At 75.1% G+C, this 15,713-nt stretch carries 13 protein-coding genes and 1 riboswitch; of the genes, 9 read left to right on the top strand and 4 right to left on the bottom strand.

From position 1 onward, the window contains the following. Positions 1-139 precede the first annotated feature (139 nt). Complete coding sequence (locus ACIPM1_RS11960; protein ID WP_402432467.1) at positions 140-571, bottom strand: hypothetical protein; 432 nt, start codon at positions 569-571, stop codon at positions 140-142. A 183-nt stretch (positions 572-754) separates the two neighbouring features. Between ACIPM1_RS11960 and ACIPM1_RS11955 the strand changes: the two genes are divergently transcribed. The 5 genes from ACIPM1_RS11955 to ACIPM1_RS11935 all read left to right on the top strand — a co-directional run bounded on the left by ACIPM1_RS11955 (position 755) and on the right by ACIPM1_RS11935 (position 8,221). Next, a complete protein-coding gene (locus ACIPM1_RS11955) occupies positions 755-1,972 on the top strand; it encodes a PP2C family protein-serine/threonine phosphatase (protein WP_402432464.1) in 1,218 nt (405 codons plus the stop codon). Positions 1,973-2,059: 87 nt separating this feature from the next. Next, positions 2,060-3,403: a hypothetical protein gene (locus ACIPM1_RS11950; RefSeq protein WP_402432461.1), complete on the top strand. Its 1,344-nt coding sequence runs from the start codon at positions 2,060-2,062 to the stop codon at positions 3,401-3,403. An 81-nt stretch (positions 3,404-3,484) separates the two neighbouring features. Further along, positions 3,485-3,850 carry a hypothetical protein gene (locus ACIPM1_RS11945; protein WP_402432458.1) on the top strand — a complete coding sequence of 122 codons (366 nt, stop codon included), beginning with the start codon at positions 3,485-3,487 and terminating at the stop codon, positions 3,848-3,850. Positions 3,851-3,854: 4 nt separating this feature from the next. Then, positions 3,855-6,725, top strand: a complete 2,871-nt coding sequence (locus ACIPM1_RS11940; RefSeq protein ID WP_402432455.1) for a caspase family protein — start codon at positions 3,855-3,857, stop codon at positions 6,723-6,725. Next, positions 6,725-8,221 (top strand): extracellular solute-binding protein, encoded by a 1,497-nt coding sequence (locus ACIPM1_RS11935; protein ID WP_402432452.1) that lies wholly within the window; start codon positions 6,725-6,727, stop codon positions 8,219-8,221. Before ACIPM1_RS11940 ends, ACIPM1_RS11935 begins: the two co-directional genes overlap by 1 nt. 91 nt (positions 8,222-8,312) lie before the next feature. Here the strand turns inward: ACIPM1_RS11935 and ACIPM1_RS11930 are convergent, their stop codons facing one another. Then, complete coding sequence (locus ACIPM1_RS11930) at positions 8,313-8,480, bottom strand: hypothetical protein (RefSeq protein WP_402432449.1); 168 nt, start codon at positions 8,478-8,480, stop codon at positions 8,313-8,315. A 188-nt stretch (positions 8,481-8,668) separates the two neighbouring features. Between ACIPM1_RS11930 and ACIPM1_RS11925 the strand changes: the two genes are divergently transcribed. After that, positions 8,669-10,012, top strand: a complete 1,344-nt coding sequence (locus tag ACIPM1_RS11925) for a tetratricopeptide repeat protein (protein ID WP_402432446.1) — start codon at positions 8,669-8,671, stop codon at positions 10,010-10,012. Between the two features lie 16 nt (positions 10,013-10,028). Here the strand turns inward: ACIPM1_RS11925 and ACIPM1_RS11920 are convergent, their stop codons facing one another. Beyond that, positions 10,029-10,811: a hypothetical protein gene (locus ACIPM1_RS11920; RefSeq protein ID WP_402432444.1), complete on the bottom strand. Its 783-nt coding sequence runs from the start codon at positions 10,809-10,811 to the stop codon at positions 10,029-10,031. 223 nt (positions 10,812-11,034) lie between these two features. On the opposite strand from ACIPM1_RS11920, the gene ACIPM1_RS11915 reads away from it, so the two are divergent. Further along, complete coding sequence (locus ACIPM1_RS11915) at positions 11,035-12,030, top strand: nucleoside hydrolase (protein WP_402432441.1); 996 nt, start codon at positions 11,035-11,037, stop codon at positions 12,028-12,030. Here the strand turns inward: ACIPM1_RS11915 and ACIPM1_RS11910 are convergent. Then, positions 12,023-13,111, bottom strand: a complete 1,089-nt coding sequence (locus tag ACIPM1_RS11910; protein WP_402432438.1) for a HoxN/HupN/NixA family nickel/cobalt transporter — start codon at positions 13,109-13,111, stop codon at positions 12,023-12,025. The genes ACIPM1_RS11915 and ACIPM1_RS11910 overlap by 8 nt on opposite strands. Before the next feature lie 29 nt (positions 13,112-13,140). Continuing rightward, positions 13,141-13,341, bottom strand: a riboswitch (cobalamin riboswitch). Between the two features lie 79 nt (positions 13,342-13,420). On the opposite strand from ACIPM1_RS11910, the gene ACIPM1_RS11905 reads away from it, so the two are divergent. Together ACIPM1_RS11905 and ACIPM1_RS11900 are read left to right on the top strand one after the other, a co-directional pair. Continuing rightward, positions 13,421-13,795: a metalloregulator ArsR/SmtB family transcription factor gene (locus tag ACIPM1_RS11905; protein WP_356184938.1), complete on the top strand. Its 375-nt coding sequence runs from the start codon at positions 13,421-13,423 to the stop codon at positions 13,793-13,795. Positions 13,796-14,004: 209 nt separating this feature from the next. After that, entirely contained in the window at positions 14,005-15,696 is a 1,692-nt protein-coding gene (locus ACIPM1_RS11900) for a glycoside hydrolase family 13 protein (protein ID WP_402432434.1), read from the top strand. The last annotated feature ends 17 nt before the right edge of the window (positions 15,697-15,713 follow it).

The following is a 15,713-nucleotide window of genomic DNA, read 5'->3' as shown; positions in this document are numbered from 1 at the left end:
GCGTCCGGGGCAGGCGTGGCACGGCGCGGGGCCCGACGGACAGGCCGAGTCCCGGCGGAGCGGTGCGCGCCCCGGAGGCCGAGCCCCGGCGGACAGGCCGAGCCCCGGCGGAGCGGTGCGCACCCCTGGCGGGGGTGGGTCAGAGGCGGTGGCCCTCGGCGTCCTCGTGGGTGTAGCACCAGTAGAAGAGCGAGACGCCCACCAGGGCGGCGCAGCCCAGGCCGATGAAGAGGGCGGTGACGACCGAGTTGCCGGTCTGGGCGTAGAGGAAGCCCACGGCGATGCCGGTGAAGGCGCCCCACAGGGTGGCGTGCAGCTCGCGCCTCAGGCGCGGCGCCAGATACAGGACACCGACCATGGCCAGCATGAACACGATCGCGGTGACCCAGCCGAACAGCAGGTTCCAGCCGGTGACCGGCCCGCCGTGGCGCTGGTTGGCCGCGGCCCAGAAGCCGTAGACGAGCCCCAGCACGGCGGGGATCGCCCAGCGGGCGACCGCGTGGGTCCGCTCGCTGAAGACGTCGGGCGGGTGGGTGCGCCTGGTGCCGCCGGGCGCGAGCGCCTGAGTCATGAGAGCTCTCCTCTCTCTCCGCCCCCGCCTACCAGGGCACACCGGGCGGCGGGCGTCGGCAAGTCGGCGGACGGGGATTGTTCCAGAGGCTTTCCGCGGCCGCGCCCGGCGTGTGGGCCGCCCGGCCCCACCCCGCCCCCGGCCCGGATGCGGCCGGTGCGCCGCTGTGTTTCGCTGAGGCGCGTGAATGACGGCGGTGGGGGTGCGGAGCCGCTCGACCGTTATCCGGAGCACGGTCGCGGCGACGTACTGCACCGCGGCCAGCTGCTGCGCGTGCGCGGGCGCAGTGTGGCCTGGGTGCCGCCGCTGCTGCTGCTCGTGGCGATCGCGGTGGTCGACTGGAACACCACCGGCGAGTTCCGGATCATCTCCTGGATCGTGCTGGTCCCCGGCATCTCCGCGGCGATCTGCGGGGTGTGGGCGACGGCCGTGTTCGCCGCGCTGTCGGTCGTCACCTATCTGCTGGTGGACAGCGCCTGGCCGCACCAGTTCCAGACCGGGGTCCCCGACTTCATCCTCGTCGCCACCGGCGGCATCCTCGCCGTGCTGGCCTGCGCGGTCCGGGTGCGCGGCGAGCAGCGCATGCTGCACATGCGGGACGTCGCGGAGACCACCCGCCGCACCGTGCTGCGTCCGCTGCCCCCGGGCTTCGGCGGGCTGGACCACTCGGCCGCCTACCTGGCGGCCGACACCGAGGCCCGCGTCGGCGGCGACTTCTACGACATCCAGCCCGGCCCCGGCAGCACCTGGGTCCTCATCGGCGACGTGCAGGGCAAGGGACTCGGCGCGGTCGAGGCGGCGGCCGCGCTGCTCGGCACCTTCCGCGAGGCCGGCTTCCACGAACCGTCCCTGGCGGCCGTCGCCGAACGCCTGGAGACCCGGATGCTGCGGCACCGCCGCCACACCACGGCGCTCGGCCGCGAGGACGGCGACCGGTTCGCCACCGCCCTGCTCCTCGGCTTCCCCGCGGACGCCACGAACGCCGTGGAGATGGTCAATTTCGGCCATGAGCCGCCGCTCGCGGTCGGCCCCGGCGGGGTACGGCCGCTGCCGCAGGGCGACCGCCTTCCGCTCGGCCTCGGGGAGCTGGCCCCCGGCCGTCCCCAGCCGGTGCGGCGGGTGGAACTCGGCCCCGGCGAGACCCTGCTGCTGTTCACCGACGGCGTCACGGAGTCCCGCGACGGCGCGGGGAGGTTCTACCCGCTGGTCGCCGAGCTGGCCCGCGCCGTGGCCGCCGACCCGCGCACCGCCGAGCCGCGGCGCCTGGTCGCCCACGTCCGGGACGGCACCCTGCGCCACTCCGGCGGCCACCTCGGCGACGACACCACGATCTTCGCCGTCCGCCGCGCCGCCGGGCGGCCCACCGGGCGGGGACCCTGGTACGGCCTCGACCGGCGCTGACCGGTCCGAAGCCCCCCTTCGCAGCCGCAGAGGCTACGGTGCTGACGTACGCGACCGTCAGGATCACCGACAGGACACGGGGGGACGATGCCCGGAACAGTGCTGCTGCTCGCGGCCTCGCCCGTGGGCCGGGGGCGCCTGGTGGACGCCGCGTCGGTGCTTCCCGTGCTGGCCGCCGTCCCGCCCGCCGTGCTCTCCGGCACGGACACCGCGACCGTCGTGGAACTCGTCGACCCGCTCGAACCGCAGGCCGTCCTGACCCGGCTGCGTGCCGCCGCGGCGGCCCCCGGCCCGCTGACGGTCTTCGTCGCCGGCCAGCTCCAGCTCGACCGCCGGCAGCGCCTGCCCCATCTGGCGCTCGCCCGGACCGCCCCCGCGACGGTCCGCTACACCGCCCTGCCCTGGCACTGGCTGCGCGAGGAGCTCCGGCTGCGCCCGGACGGCACCACCACCGTCCTGGCCGACCTGCACGCGGACCCGGAGGTGTGGGCCCGGCTCCGGGAGCGCCCGCTGGACACGGGCCGCAACATCGCCGTGTACGGCCGCATCGCGCCCCCGCCGCCCCGGCGCACGGTCGCGGCGCCGTCGTACATGAAGGCGGTGGCGACCCTCCTGCGCAGCGGGCACCGGCCGCCGCCCGACCGGTTGCACCAGCAGGCGCTGGCGCGTCTCGCCGACGAGGGCGGCGCCGGCGGCGACCTGGTGCTGACGGCACAGCCGCCGGGGGCGGGCGCCCCGTACCCCGCGACGGCCGCGTCCTTCCGTACCGGCCGGCCCGCCGCGACGGCCGCGTCCTTCCACCCCGACCGGCACACCGCGACGGCCGGAGGCGCCCCTGCCGGGTGGCAGCTCCCGCAGCCGCAGGTGGCGTCCGATCCGCTCGCCGCGACGGCGGAAGGCGTTCCTGCCGGGTGGCACACCCCGCAGGCGCCGGTGACGGTCTCCCCGCTCGCCGCGACGGCCGACGGCGTCCCGGCCCCGCGGCGCGATCCGCGGCCGGCGGGCGCGGACGACCCGCACGCCGCGATCGCCGAGTGCGTCCGGGGCGGGCGGCACGGTGACGCCGACGTGCTGGCCGCCCGCTGGGAGCAGGCCGCCGTAAGGGCGCACGGAACCGCCTCCGAGGAGGCGCTGCACTGGGCCGAAGTCCGCGCGGATCTCGCGATGTTCGCGGGGGACGCGGCCCGCAGCTGCCGCGCCTGGCTGACCGTCGCCACCACCCGCCTCGCCCTGGGACAGTCCCCCGACACCCCGGAGGTCGAGGCCGCCGTCGACCGGGCGCACCACCAGTGGGGGCAGCTCGGCGACCCGGCGCGGGCCCGTGAACTCGGCCCCGAACTGGCCGAGTTGCGTGGCCGGGTGCCCGGCCGGAGGCAGGGCGCGCTGGACCACGTACGGCAGCAGCTGACGCAGCTCCAGACGCACGGCTGACCCAACTCCACTGGTACCAAAAGGACGTGTCCGGTACGAACCCTCCCCGCGACGCCTGCCGCGGTGCCAGAATGGTGAGTTATGGCTGAGGGGGAGGGCGTGGCCGGCCGAGGCATCCGGGTCCGGTTGGACGGGAGCGCGGGCAGCACCAACGACGTCGCCGCGCTGAAGGCGTGGCTGGAGCGGGAGAGACCGCTGGAGGAACTGGTCCGCGGCGGGCAGTTGCGGATCCTGGAGCGGCCCCGCACGGACGGCCCGCCGGGGCACATGGGCGTCGGCATGGAGATCCTGCTGGTCGTGGTCGGCGTCGGCACCGAGATCACGTTCCGGGAGCTGCTGGCGCAGACCAAGCGGGCGGTCGCGGCCTGGAAGGAGAACCGCCGCCGGGTGGAGCGCGGTGATCCGCCGGAGGAACGGGTCGATCCGGTGGACCTCGACGAGGGGTAGCCCCGTGAACCGCTTCGACCCGCGCGGGCGGGTGAACCGGGCGCTGCTGGTCGGCGTGTCCGACTACGACCACACGAAACCGGCCGAACCGGACGGCGTACCCGGCGATCTGCCCGCCGTCCGGCACAACCTGACCCTGCTCGAGGACGCGCTGCGGCGGGGCGGTGTGTTCGACCGGGGGGAGATCACCGTCCGGCGTTCGCCGTCCCTGGACGAGTTCAGCGAGGAACTGCGCACGGCCGCCCGCCTCACCGAGGGGCTGCTGCTGTGCTACTTCGCCGGGCACGGGGCGGTGCCGAGCGCGGGCAACGAGCTGTTCCTGCAGATGCGCAACGCGCGCGTGGTCGCGGGCGGGCGCGCGGTGTTCCCCGGCGCCGACGCCTTCACCGCCGTGCTCACCGAGCTGGCCGGGAGCCGCGCCGAGCGCGTCGTGGTGATCCTCGACTGCTGCTACGCGGGCAACGCCGCCAAGGTCTGGCACGACTTCGCCGACCGCCGCCAGAAGATCCTGCTGCTGATGAGCGTGCAGGCCAACCGGCTCATCGACTCCGGCGACGGCACGAGAGCGACGCCGTTCACCGACGCACTCGTACGACTCCTCGGCGCGGACGGGGAGTCGTCGCTTCTGGAGCTGTTCGACCGGCTGCGGGACCGCATGTCCCTGGCGGGCCGCACGACCACGCTCGGCGACGCGTGGGAGCCGCAGCTCGCCGGGGAGCCGGGCACGGACGTCCTGCTGACGGCGGCGCCGTGGTCACCGTCCTCGCCGTCGTCGGCGTCCCCGTCGTCCTTACCGTCGTCGCGGCCGCCCGTGTCCTCGGCGGCGTCGGTGACGGCGACGGCCTCGGGGACGGCGGCCTCGGCGTCTCCCCCGTCCTCCACCCAGTCGTCCGAGCAGCCGGGGCCCGGTCCGGAGGCGTCCGAGCAGCCGCCCCGTGCGGAACCGCCGGGCGCGGGACGGCCCGGCGCGCAGGGTCCACGGTCCGAGCCGCGGGGACGGCCGGGTGCGGCGCCGCCGGGATCCGGGCGGCCGGACACGGAGCGGTCGGAGCGGTCGGAGCCGTCCGAGCCGGGGCGGCCGGAGGGCTCCGGGGCCGGCGGCAGGCTCGCGGCCCCGCTGCGGGCCGTACGCGGCCGGGTCCGCGCCGCCGGCCGGTGGTTCCGCGGGCTGCGGCCCCGGGTCCGGGCCGCCGTGAGCGCCCTGACCGTGCTCGCGCTCGGCGCCCTCGGCGTCGGCTGCTACGTCCTCGTCGACCCCGGCGGCGACCGCCCCTGCGCGCCGCCGCTGGAGCTGCGCGTGCTGACCGACCCCGACCTGGAGCCGACGGTGCGCGCGGCCGCGGACGCGTACCTCACCTCGGACGCGAACACCACCGGGCACGGCTGCCGCCGTACCGGCATCACCGTCTACGGCGCGGGCGCGGCCGCCGCCGTCAACGCGCTGCACCAGCAGACGGACCCCTGGCAGGCACCCCGCGAGGACGCCGACCCGCAGCGGGACGTGGGACCGCAACCGGACGTCTGGATCCCCGCATCCGTCGCGGACGTGCCCCGGGTCAACACCGACCGGCCCAACCGCTCCTTCGCCCCGCTGGAGCCGGAGGCCGGGCCCTTCGTGTACTCGCCGGTCGTCCTGGCCGTCCCGCAGAACACCGCCGCGGACGCCCTGGCGGACCGCGTCGGGCGCCCGCTGTCCCAGCTGGTCGACGCCCTGCGGAAGCAGGACGCGAACGCCGAGGTCCGGCGGCCCGACCCCGAGTTCACCGACTCCGCGCTCCTCGCGACGGTCGGCCTCTACGACGGCGGCGGCGCCGACCCGCGCACCGCCGAGGGGAGGATCCGCCCCACCGGGCCGCCCGCGCCCACCTCCGCCGAGCTGCTGTGCGCGCTGCCGGCCGACCACACCGCGGACGGCCGCACCGCCGTACTCGTCCCCGAGTTCCTGCTGAAGAGCGGCGTCGGCTGCGCCCGGACCACCCGGGTGCGGCGGACCGCCGAGTACCCGAGCGACGTACCCGGCCTGACGCCCACCTTCGTACGGGTGCGCTGGGAGGGCGCCGACCGGGACGCGCAGGCGCGGGACGACGCCGTGCGCCGCTTCCACGACTGGCTCACCGGAGAGCCGGGCCGTGCCACGTTCGAGAAGGCCGGCTTCCGGCAGGCGTCCGGCCCCGGACACGCCCTGCTCGACCAGGACGATCCCGGCGAGGGTGTGCTGCGCGCCCCCAGCCCGCTGCCCGGCCCCGCCGAACCCGGGGTGATGGACGCGGTGCTGGAGCGGTACCGCAGCGCCAACGGCCCCGGCCGGGTCCTCTACCTCCTCGACAGCTCCGGTTCGATGAACGCCCAGTGGCGCGGGCCCAGCGGCGGCCCCGGGCTGCTGAAGCAGTCCCTCGGCGGACTCGGTGTGCAGGACGAGTACGGCGTGTGGTCGGTGTACGGCACCTCGGGGGCCCGGCCGTACGGGACGCTGCTGCCCTTCACCCACCACCGGCGCACCGACGCCGAGCGCGTCGTGGACGACGGGGCGCGGGTGCGGGACGCGGAGGCCGATCCGCACGCGGCCCTGCTCGCCGCGCTCGACGAGATGCGGCGCCGCGGCACCGACGACGCCCGGCCGCAGCTGATCGTCTACATCACCGACGACGAGGACGACAACCGGCTGACCGGCGGGAACCTCGACGACGTGCTGAGCCGGGCACGGCGGTTCAAGGTGCCGGTGGACATGGTGTCCCTGGCCGGGGGCTCCTGCGACGAGGGCCGGCCCGACGCCCTGATCGCCGAGGCGAGCGGGGGCCGTTGCCTGGACGCCGGCGACGACCTCGGCACGGGACTGCACGACGAGGTCGCGCGGGTGGGGACGGGGGAGGACTGATGCCACTGCGACCGAAGCCAGGGCGACTGGTGCCCCAGCGGCTGCGGCTCACACCCCGGCAACTGATCTCACGGCGGCCGACGCGGCCCGAGCCACGCCGGCCGGTGTCCCTTCGGCTGCGGGCGCGACGGCTCGCCCTGCCCGCGCTGCTGCCGCTGCTCGCGGTCGGCGCCTGCACCGGGCGCGGCCCGCAGGTGTCGCAGACACGGGCCGCCGACGTGCCCGGGGAGATCGTGGTGGCCAGCGGCCGTGACGTGACCGGCAAGAACGGCATCCGCGAGCAGCTCATCGACGCCTGGAACCAGCGACAGGCCAAGGAGCACTCGAACTTCACCGCCCGCCTGGTGGAACTGCCCGGCTCGGCCGACGAGCAGCGCAGCCAGCTGCTGGGCGCCCTGCAGTCGGCCAGCGCGCAGTACGACGTGGTGAACCTGGACGTGACCTGGGTGCCGGAGTTCGCCGAGGCCGGGCTGATCCGCCCGCTGTCCGACCAGGCGGTCGACGCCGACGTGATCGCGTCGGTCGCCGGCACCGCCCGCTGGAAGGACAAGGTGTACGCGGTGCCGTTCAACAGCGACGTGGGGCTGCTCTACTACCGCAAGGACTACCTGCGCGAGGCGGGCGTCCGGCAGACCGCGCTCGGCGGCGGCACCGACTGGCAGGACCTGCTCAACCTGGGCGACGTCCTGAACACGCACCGGCCCAAGGGGTTCGAGAAGGCGTGGACCACGCAGCTGGCCGGGTACGAGGGCCGTACGGTCAACGCGATCGAGGCGTTCGCGTCGGCGACGAAGGGCTTCGCGCTCACCGACGCCTCCGGCCACTACACCGGTGACGTCCAGGAGCTGAGCGACGGCATCGCGGAGCTGCGCGCGCGCACCGCGAGGCCGTACACCCTCGACGACGCCGTCGACTCCGACGAGGCCGCCTCGCTCAGCGACTTCGCGGACGGCCGCACCGCGTTCCTGCGGCACTGGCCGTACGCCTACCGCACGCTGTACCAGACCTTCACGGAGAAGCAGCTGGGCGTGGCGCCGCTGCCCGGCCGCGCGGTGCTCGGCGGGCAGAACCTGGCGGTGACCCGGGACTCGCAGCGGGCGGAGAAGGCGGCCGAGCTGATCACCTTCCTCACCAGCCCGGAGAGCGAACGCTGCCTGCTGGACGCGGGCTTCGCCGCGACGCGCACCTCGGCGTACGTGGACGACCACGTCACCTGCGCCTCCGCGCCCACCTCCGGGGCGAGAGCCTCGGCGTCGCCGACCGGCGAGAGCGCCGACCACATGCCCCGCGACCGGACGGGCCGCCCCCGCTACGCCCGCGGCACCCTGCTGCCGGCCCTGCGCGCGGCGGTGCGGCGGCCGAGCACCCCGCTCTACGGGGCCTTCACCCAGACGTTCACCGCGGAGCTCGGGGCCCTGTTCACCGACGACCCGCCGGGCGACGCGGACCTGGCCGCCCGCCTGGACCGCGCCCTGCGCCGGGCACTGCCGGACTAGGGACTTCTTCGGGACCCGGCCGGCCAGGGTCCTTCTTCGGGACCGGGCCGGTCGGGCCCCGCGACCTCCGGCTCCGTCCGAAGGAAAGGCCCTAGCGGTGCCGGGCCGTCTGGTGGGCGGCCGGTGCGGCGTCCGACGCGCGCGCGGGGCCGGCGTTGGCGGCGGCGATCAGGGCGGCGACGGCTATGACCGCCGCGCCGAATCCTCTGGCGTGACGTGCGGAGATGCGTCCATGGCGCGCGACAGTGCGTCCGGGCACGGCAACCGACCTCGCAGCGACAGTGATGGATCAAGCACGCTTAATGCGCTCCCCAACCTAGGGGGTCGGGAGGCCGAACCGAAAGGGGACCCAAGGCAGTTGGGCGTCATCGAGCCGTCTCGCACGGGCGCCTCGGCAGGCCCGTCGGGCCGCTCGGTGCACGTGGGCCTACTGGCATGATGAACCGCATGGCGAAGCGGGACGACCCGAAGACCATCGGACGCAGGGTGCAGCGGCTGCGGCGCGAACAAGGCCTCAATCGGCGGCAGTTGGCGGAGCCCGTGTACACGCCCGCCTACATCTCCACCCTGGAGGCCGGACGGGTGCGGCCGTCGGACGAGGCGCTCAGGCACCTCGCCGGCCGGCTCGGGGTCGCCTTCGACGAACTCGCCACCGGGCGCCCCGCCCACCTCGCCACCGACCTGCGGCTCAGGCTCACCGAGGCACAGCGCGCCCTCGCCGCCGGGGAGACCGGCAAGGCGGCCGAGAGCTACGCGCGGCTGCTCGCGGAGGCCGAGGAGCACGAACTCGCCGACGTCCGGGCGGAGGCCCTGCTGGGGCTCGGCGAGTGCGCCCTGGAGACCGGTGAACTGGAGGCCGGGCGGCAGCACTTCGAGCGGTCCGAGCGGGCCCTCGCCGACGCGCCGCTGCCCGCCCGCGTGCCCGCCCTGCGCGGCCGCGCCGTCTCCCACTACCTGGCCGGCGAACTCCGGTACGCCGTCTACCTCCTCGAATCCACCCTCGACGAACTCAACCGCGGCGGACTGCACGACCCGGACGCGCTGCTCCTGCTGTACGCCAGCGTGATCGGGCCGTACATGGACATGGGGGCGCACGCGCGGGCGGCGCAGGCGGCGGAGTTCGCGCTGGCCCTCGCCCCGCAGGCGGGCGACCCGGCGCTGGTGGCCCGGATGCACCGCTCGGTCGCCCGCACCCTGCTGGCCGAGGGCCGGGTCGCCGAGGCCGACGCGTCGCTCGCCAAGGCCGCCGAGCTCTACCGTCGCCTCCAGCTGCGCACCGAACTGGCCAAATGCCACTGGATGCGCGGCTACGTCTGCGCGCAGAACGGCGAACTGGAGCGTGCCGAGGAGGAGTTGCGCTCCGCGAAGGCCATGCTGTCGGCCCGGCGGGCGGCGCTCTACACCAGTCAGGTCGTGGTCGAGCTGGCCGATGTGCTGCACCGGCGCGGCAGGTCGGAGGAGGCCGCGGCGCTGCTGCTCGACGTCCTCGGCGACCTCTCCTCCGAGCGCGGCGCCGTCCACGCGGCCGCCGCGCACCGACTGCTCGGCATCATCGCGGAGGACGCACGCGACACCGAGGCAGCCGAGGAGCACTACGTCCGCGCGCTGAGCCTCCTGGAGCGGGCGGGCGCGGCCGGCGACCTGGCCGACCTGTGCCGCCTCCTCGGCGACCTGCTGCGCCGCACCGGCCGCGTCGAGGCCGCCCTGGACGCCTACCGCACCGGCCTGGGCCACCGCACGGCCCCCGGCACCACCACTCTGGGCCCGGCGCCCGCCCAGCCGCTCCTGTGAGGGGGGCTCACCCCTCTCAGGCCTGCACCCGCGCCCGCCGGCGGATCTCCGCCAGACGCTGGGCGCCCCGCTGGGCCGTCTGCGCGGTGGCGTCGGACGAGATGCCGCCGAGGGCGCCGTCGGTGAGGGTGATCGCGGTACCGCCGACCCGCACCGCGGCCACGTCCAGGGTGAGCACGGTCCGGTCGCCGTCGGAGTTCCTGCCGGTCAGCACCACCCGCAGCCCCTGGCGGGCGTCGCCGACGGCCGGCAGTCCGAGATCGGTGACCTCCACCTGCTGCGTGCCGGCCCGGGTGGTCGTCGCCGTGAACTGTGCGCAGGTCTTCGGCAGCTTCTTCAGCCAGGCCAGGGACCGGTCCACGTCCGCCGCCGGGCGGTCGAGGACCTGGTAGCGCAGCTGGGCCGCGTCGTCGCCGTTGTCGAAGGCGGCGACCGCGTGCGTCCCGGTCGGCGTGCCGAGCGGCTCGTCGGCGTAGAGGGCGTCGAGCAGACGCTGGCAGTCGGGTGTCCCGGTGCTCGCCTTGAGCAGTCCGTCCCGCCAGGTCGCGACGCCCTCGGTGGGCGCCCACGGCGACCCCAGGTCGGCCTGGGTGAGCAGGGCTGCCTGCGCCTGTGCGGCGGTCAGCGCGGACCCGGCCGCGGACGCGGCGGGCGTGCGGGTGTCCGGCGCCGTCACCGGGGGCGGTTCGGCCTTCCCGATGCCCCCGGCCGTGCAGGCGGCCGTGATCCCCAGGGCAGCGGCGAGGACCGTGGTCACCACGGTCGAGGTGGAGAGGGCGGGGGCCGGGAAGCGGGGCATGGCGGTGCCTCCAGACGTGCGGATGCGAGGGGCGTGGCTCAGTTCACGGCACCACCGGTGGCGCCCCCGCACCACCGAGCCGGGCCGTCCGGGTGATCGTTCGGGCGGAACTCCGCCGGGTCGGCGGCCGCCCCGCCGTGACCGAGCCGGCCGCGGCGCGCGTGCCCCGGCCCGTGCTGTCGCCGAGTGGCGCATAGGGTCGGTGCGACGGAAGGAGCCCGCCGTGACCGGTCAGCCCGTCCCCGTGGTGATCGACTGCGACACCGGCGTCGACGACGCCCTGGCCCTGCTGTTCGCCGTACGCCATCCGGGTCTCGACCTGCGTGCGGTCACCTGTGTCGCCGGGAACACGGACGTGGACCAGGTGGTGCGCAACACCCTGACCGTCCTGGAGCAGGCGGGCGCCGGCGACGTGCCCGTCGCGCGCGGCGCCCGGCGCCCGCTGATCGAGCCGGCCCGCGGCGCGCACCACGTGCACGGCCGGGACGGCATGGGCGACCTCGGCCTGCCCGCGCCGCGCCGCCGTCCCGTCGACGTGGACGCGGTGGCGCTGCTCCGGCGCGAGATCCTGGTGTCCGACCGTCCGGTCACCCTGGTCCCGACGGCCCCGCTGACGAACATCGCCCTGCTGCTGCGCACCCATCCGGAGGTGACGGGCAACATCGAGCGGATCGTGTTCATGGGCGGCGCGGTGGCCGCCGGGAACGCCACGGCGGTCGCCGAGTTCAACGTCTGGCACGATCCCGAGGCGGCGGCGATCCTGCTGACCGCCGAGGTGCCGATGACCATGTACGGCCTCGACGTGTTCGAGCGGGTGGTCGTCCCGGCGGCGGACGTACGGCGGCTGCGGGAGAGCGCGGAGCCCGGCGCCCGGCTGGCCGGGCGGCTGCTGTCCCACCGCGACCCGGCGACCTACCAGGCCCCCTCCGACGCCCTCGGCGACGTCTGCGGCGGCCTCGGCGACGCGGGTGCGGTCTGCTCGGTCGCCGACCCGGCGGGACTGGCCACCCAACGCCTGCCGGTGGAGGTGAACCTCGCGCCGGGCCCGGCCCGCGGGCAGACGGTCGTCGACCGCCGCCCGCGGCCGGGCGAGGCGGAGCTGCACGGCGAGATGCGCGAACAGCCGCTGGTGGACGTGGCCCTGGACGTCGACGTCGAGCGCTACGTGAAGCTGTATCTCACGACCGTCGAGAACGAGGCCCGGGCGGGGGCTAGTTGAGGTCGGCCGCCCATCGCTGCTCGACCTTGGCCACCTTCCAGTACGACAGCGCCGCCGCCCACACCACGACGAACAGGCCCACGATGACGTAGCCGACGTTGTCCAGGTCCAGCCCGGCGATCCAGCCGGTCACGTCGTCGCGCAGGTCGAGCTTGTCGTGCAGCACGCCGACCAGCTCGATGGTGCCGATGAAGAAGGCGACGGCGATCGACAGGCCGGTGATGGTGAGGTTGTAGAACACCTTGCGGACGGGGTTGGAGAACGCCCACTGGTAGGCGAAGTTCATGAACGTGCCGTCGAGGGTGTCGAACAGGCTCATGCCCGCGGCGAACAGCAGGGGCAGGCACAGGATCGCGTACCAGGGCAGCCCGGCCGCCGCCCCCGAGCCCGCCATCACCATCAGCGTGACCTCGGTGGCCGTGTCGAAGCCGAGGCCGAACAGGAAGCCCAGCGGGAACATCTGGCCGGGACGGCTGACGGACCTGGTCAGCCGGCCGAGGACGCGGTTCATGAACCCGCGGGAGTCCAGGTGCTCTTCGAGCTCCCGCTCGTCGTAGGTGCCCGCCCGCATCGCCCGGAAGACCTTGAGGATGCCGATCAGGGCGACCAGGTTGAGGGCCGCGATCAGGTAGAGGAACGTGCCCGAGACGGTCGTCCCCATGAAGCCGAGGACCTGGTGGGTGCGCGAGCCCTGGTCCATGACCTTTCCGGCGAGCTGGGTGCCGCCCGCGATCAGCACGGCGAGCACGACGACCACACTGGAGTGGCCCAGCGCGAACCAGAAGCCGACCGACACCGGCCGCTTGCCGTCGGCCATCAGCTTGCGGGTGGTGTTGTCGATGGCGGCGATGTGGTCGGCGTCGAAGGCGTGCCGCATGCCGAGGGTGTAGGCGGTGACGCCGAGGCCGATGCCGAAGGCCTGGGAGCCGACCTCGTAGTGCCCGGGCACGACGAGGAGGAACAGCACGCCGAAGGCCACGACATGCAGCACGGCGATGACGGCCATCAGGCCGGCGGTCTTGAGGGTGTCCTCCCGGCGCCAGCGGAAGGACGGCGTCGGGGCAGGGTCGGGCAGGGTCATCCGGTATCACGCTCCAGCACCTCGTGGATCACTTCGTGAGCTGCCGTGGCCGGTCTCCTGGCTTACGGGTCGTGCGTCCGCCGTCCCTGCCTTCCCGGTCGTGCGACCAGTGGCCCGGCGTGAGCCGGACGGAACGGGAACTCCCCGATCACAGTGGCGAGGGCCGCTCCGGCATGGGCCCCTGAAGGGCCGTCACCGGCTTCCCGAACACCACGGCCCGCCCACCGTAGGGCCGTGAGCGGTTCCCTGCATAGCTGCGCACCTGGGCAGGTATGGAAGATCACACGGGGCGCCTGCGAGGATGACGCCATGCATCTCGTCCCCGCGGACCGCGCAGACCGCCGCACGATCGACGGCCACCGGGTGTGCGACGCCATCGCCGCGATCGGCGATGCCGGCCACGTCCGTGCCTGGGCCGACCGCTTCTCCCTGCTCGCCGACCCCAAGCGGCTCGCCCTGCTGCTGGCGCTGCACCGCACCGGCCCGCTCGCCGTCTCCGACCTCGCGATCGCCACGGGCATGAACGATCCGGCCGTCTCACAGGCCCTGCGGCTGCTGCGCGCGGCGGGGGCCGTCGAGGGCGACAAGGAGGGGCGCGTGGTGCGCTACCGGATCGTCGACCCGCAGGTGCGGCAGTTGCTGCAGCACTGCGTGGCCGACACGGGCCGCCCCGGCCCCCGCTGATCCGGCGCGGGCCGCCCCGGCGCGCCCTTGTGTGAGGTGCGGTGATCCGGCGTGCGCCGACCCGCTTCCGTCGATCCGGCGTGCGCCGGTCCGGCGCGGGCGCGTGCCGCCCGGCGAGCCAACTCCCCGTGGTCCGTACGGGTTTCACTTTTCCGGCGAGGTGGACAGAGTCCTACGTGACGCTCGTACGCAGCCGAAGAGGAGAAAGCGTGACCGACCGCACCACCACGCACGGCTCCCCGCCCGACCTCTCGTCCCGCGACCCCGACTGGTGGCGGCAGGCCGTCGTCTACCAGGTCTACCCCCGCAGCTTCGCCGACGCCGACGGCGACGGACTCGGCGACATCCGGGGCATCACCCAGCGGCTGAACCACCTCGCCGCGCTCGGCGTCGACGCCCTGTGGCTCAGCCCCTTCTACCCCTCCGAACTGGCCGACGGCGGCTACGACGTCGCCGACCACCGGGACGTCGACCCGCGCCTGGGCACCCTCGCCGACTTCGACGCCATGGTCGCCGAGGCGCACCGGCTGGGCCTGAAGGTGATCGCCGACATCGTGCCCAACCACACCTCGCGGCAGCACCGCTGGTTCGAGGAGGCGCTGCGGTCCGGCCCCGGATCCCCGGCCCGGGACCGGTACGTCTTCCGCGACGGCCGGGGTGAGCACGGAGAACTCCCGCCCACCGACTGGCAGTCCGTCTTCGGCGGCAGCGCGTGGCGGCGGGTGCCCGACGGGCAGTGGTACCTGCACCTCTTCGCACCCGAGCAGCCCGACCTGAACTGGCAGAACGAGGAGGTCCGCGCCGACTTCCGCACCACGCTGCGGTTCTGGTCCGACCGCGGGGTCGACGGCTTCCGCGTGGACGTCGCGCACGCCCTGGTCAAGGACCTCGACGAGCCGCTGCGGGACCTCGGGGACATCGGCGCCACCGGCGAGGACGCGCTGCTGCGGGTACCGCCCGGCAGCCACCCCTACTACGACCGGGACGAGGTGCACGAGGTCTACCGGGACTGGCGGAAGATCTTCGACGCCTACACCCCGCCGCGCACGGCGGTCGCCGAGGCCTGGGTGCCGGGCGACCGGCGTGCGCTGTACGCCCGCCCGGACGAACTCGGCCAGGCCTTCAACTTCGAGTACCTGCAGAGCGGATGGGACGCCGACGAGCTGCGCCGGGTCATCACCGAGTCGCTGCGCACCGCGCGCGCCGCGGGGGCGTTGGCCACCTGGGTGCTGTCCAACCACGACGTCGTCCGGCACACCTCCCGTCTGATGCTTCCGCCCGGCACCGACGGCAACGCCTGGCTGCTGTCCGGCGGCCGCGCCCCGGCGGTCGACGCGGCGGCGGGGCTGCGCCGGGCCCGCGCGGCGACGCTGCTGATGCTCGCCCTGCCCGGTTCGGCCTACGTCTACCAGGGCGAGGAACTCGGCCTGCCCGAGGTGGCCGACCTGCCCACGGAGGTGCTCCAGGACCCGATCTGGGAGCAGACCGGGCGTGTCCGCAAGGGCCGCGACGGCTGCCGGGTGCCGCTGCCGTGGACGACCGGCGGACCGTCGTTCGGCTTCGGCGCGGGCGCCGCCTGGCTGCCGCAGCCGGACGGCTTCGCCGCGTACGCCGTCGAGGCGCAGGACGGGGCGGAGGGCTCGACCCTGGAGCTGTACCGCACGGCCCTGCGGCTGCGCCGCAAGCTGCTGGAGGGCGAGTCGCTGACCTGGGCGGAGGACGCCCCGGCCGGGGTGCTGCGGTTCGCCCGGTCCGAGGGCTGGCGCTGTGTCACCAACCTGTCGGACCGGCCGGTCGCGCTGCCGGCGGGCGAGGTGCTGCTGAGCAGCGGCCCGCTCGACGACGGCCGGCTGGGCCCGGACACGACCGTCTGGCTCGGTCCGGGCCTCTCCGTGGGCTGATCCGGGGAAGGGAGCTG

The organism is Streptomyces sp. NPDC086766 (assembly GCF_044746005.1).
GTDB lineage: Bacteria > Actinomycetota > Actinomycetes > Streptomycetales > Streptomycetaceae > Streptomyces.
This window is presented reverse-complemented; position numbering and strand designations above follow the sequence as displayed.

Bases quoted from the DNA above. Each gene is read 5' to 3' on its own strand.
- ACIPM1_RS11925 (WP_402432446.1), top strand. From the start codon at position 8,669: ATGGCGAAGCGGGACGACCCGAAGACCATCGGACGCAGGGTGCAGCGG.
- ACIPM1_RS11920 (WP_402432444.1), bottom strand. From the start codon at position 10,811: ATGCCCCGCTTCCCGGCCCCCGCCCTCTCCACCTCGACCGTGGTGACC.
- ACIPM1_RS11935 (WP_402432452.1), top strand. From the start codon at position 6,725: ATGCCACTGCGACCGAAGCCAGGGCGACTGGTGCCCCAGCGGCTGCGG.
- ACIPM1_RS11910 (WP_402432438.1), bottom strand. From the start codon at position 13,111: ATGACCCTGCCCGACCCTGCCCCGACGCCGTCCTTCCGCTGGCGCCGG.
- ACIPM1_RS11905 (WP_356184938.1), top strand. From the start codon at position 13,421: ATGCATCTCGTCCCCGCGGACCGCGCAGACCGCCGCACGATCGACGGC.
- ACIPM1_RS11960 (WP_402432467.1), bottom strand. From the start codon at position 571: ATGACTCAGGCGCTCGCGCCCGGCGGCACCAGGCGCACCCACCCGCCC.
- ACIPM1_RS11945 (WP_402432458.1), top strand. From the start codon at position 3,485: ATGGCTGAGGGGGAGGGCGTGGCCGGCCGAGGCATCCGGGTCCGGTTG.
- ACIPM1_RS11950 (WP_402432461.1), top strand. From the start codon at position 2,060: ATGCCCGGAACAGTGCTGCTGCTCGCGGCCTCGCCCGTGGGCCGGGGG.